This is a genomic window from Pseudomonas sp. (assembly GCF_036404235.1).
GTDB lineage: Bacteria > Pseudomonadota > Gammaproteobacteria > Pseudomonadales > Pseudomonadaceae > Aquipseudomonas.
Map to the genome: position 1 here is coordinate 1 of NZ_DASWOT010000101.1, position 1,623 is coordinate 1,623.

3 protein-coding genes are annotated in these 1,623 nt (G+C 57.1%); all 3 read left to right on the forward strand.

Going from position 1 to position 1,623, the window contains the following annotated elements:
• Positions 1 to 382 (forward strand): hypothetical protein (locus VGC62_RS12705; RefSeq protein ID WP_331187432.1); only part of this gene is annotated, 382 nt, incomplete at its 5' end.
• A 2-nt stretch (positions 383 to 384) separates the two neighbouring features.
• Positions 385 to 795, forward strand: a complete 411-nt coding sequence (locus VGC62_RS27715; protein WP_414705791.1) for a transporter substrate-binding domain-containing protein — start codon at positions 385 to 387, stop codon at positions 793 to 795.
• Between the two features lie 21 nt (positions 796 to 816).
• On the forward strand, positions 817 to 1,227 hold the full coding sequence (locus VGC62_RS27720; RefSeq protein WP_414705792.1) for a hypothetical protein: 411 nt from the start codon (positions 817 to 819) through the stop codon (positions 1,225 to 1,227).
• Positions 1,228 to 1,623 lie beyond the last annotated feature (396 nt).

Sequence of the window (1,623 nt, forward strand, 5' to 3'; positions counted from 1 at the left end):
GTCTGCTGTACTGCAACAACCGATCGGCAAAAGTGACGACAACCTTGCGCTGCGCCAGGCTTCTTTTCGTTCGTGGACTGAAGGGCTCATCGCCCAGGGGCGGCACCTCGACCCGCAGGTGATGCACGCTGTGGAGCGCAATTTGTTCCACCGCGACTTCGTCTACAGCGTCAGCCGTGACTTCGTTAGCTCATGCACGACACCGTTGCTGGTGCTTCCCGGGAACGATGCCCGGCACCCCAAAGCGATTGGTGAGGAAATAGCCGCGCTGGCCCCGAATGCGCAAATGTTCGCTGACTGGGAAACGCCCGACGGGCAGAGGCGATATCGCCAGGTCTTGCAAGACTTCTTCAAACAACACAACGAAACGACTGGGCGCTGATCATGAAAAATAAACTACTGGCCTGTCTCTTGGGCGCAGCCGCTCTGCTGTCTTATGCGCACGCACAGGCTGGCGACCTGTACGCCAACATCATGGAGCGCGGCAAGGTACGCATTGGCGTCAACCTCAGCAGTTTTCCATTCGGCACCTACAAGCCCGGCACACAAATGCCTGTGGGTTTTGCCGTTGATCTGGCGCAAGATATCGGTCACAAACTGGGCGTTGAAACCGAGGTTGTGCCGGTGGTCGCGGCCAACCGCGCAGTCTTCCTGCAACAGGGAAAGGTGGATCTTTTGATCGCCAACATGACCGTGACACCTGAACGCGCCGAACAACTGGATTATGTGCCGACGCCCTATGAGCAACTGGGCGGTGCGTTGGTCGCTCCGCGCAATTCAGGCATCACACGCTAGGAGGATCTGAAGGACAAGACCGTGTGCATTTCCCAGGGTGCAAGTTTCCAGCAGCCGCTCACCCAGAACTATCACGTAAAGCTCAAGGCCTTCCGGGATCAATCCGAAGTGCTACTGGCCTTGCGGGGCAATAGTTGTGATGCCGTGGTGCTGAACAGCCCGATCATGCATGAATTATTGAGGCAGCCCGAGTGGGCCGGGTTTGAAATCCCGATCGCCGAGGACCTGGTGCCTGCGGATTCGGTGATCTGGTTGCGCAAGCAGCAGCCCGAGATGCGTCAGTTACTTGATCGTATCGTGCAGGACTGGCACGGCAGCGGTTGGCTGCTGGCCCTTGGCAGGCAATACCAGATGCAGGCATCTGCGCTGATCATCGGGCTGCATGACCGTTACCAGAAAGCGCCTGCGCTGAAGGTGCCGGTCACCCCCTGAACGAAGATTGGGCGGCATTCGCGATGAAGGAGAAGCGCCGATGGCTGGGCAAAATTCCATCCCCCATCGGCGAAACACCGGAACCTGCCGCCGATGTAACCTTCACATATCCTGCATCAAACTTCATTCAATAAACACATAATTAGCTTAGATCAAAAAAGCCTTTTACAGCTTTCACTCATAAGATTACGGTCTGAGAACACCTGCCGGGCAAACCCCGCGCCAGCCCTCATTCCTCATCGATGACAGCCCATGAGCACCCTCTTTCCAGCTCGTTTCCCTCGCACCTTGGGTATCCCCGGCTCACTAAACCGCTGGCTGGCGATTCTAGCCGTTACTTCAAGCCTGGTCGGCTGTTCGCCGTCCGCTGATCAAGCTGCCAGCAATGGAACGCTG

Excerpts from the sequence above, each read along its gene's own strand:
- VGC62_RS27715 (WP_414705791.1), top strand. The coding sequence starts at position 385 with ATGAAAAATAAACTACTGGCCTGTCTCTTGGGCGCAGCCGCTCTGCTG.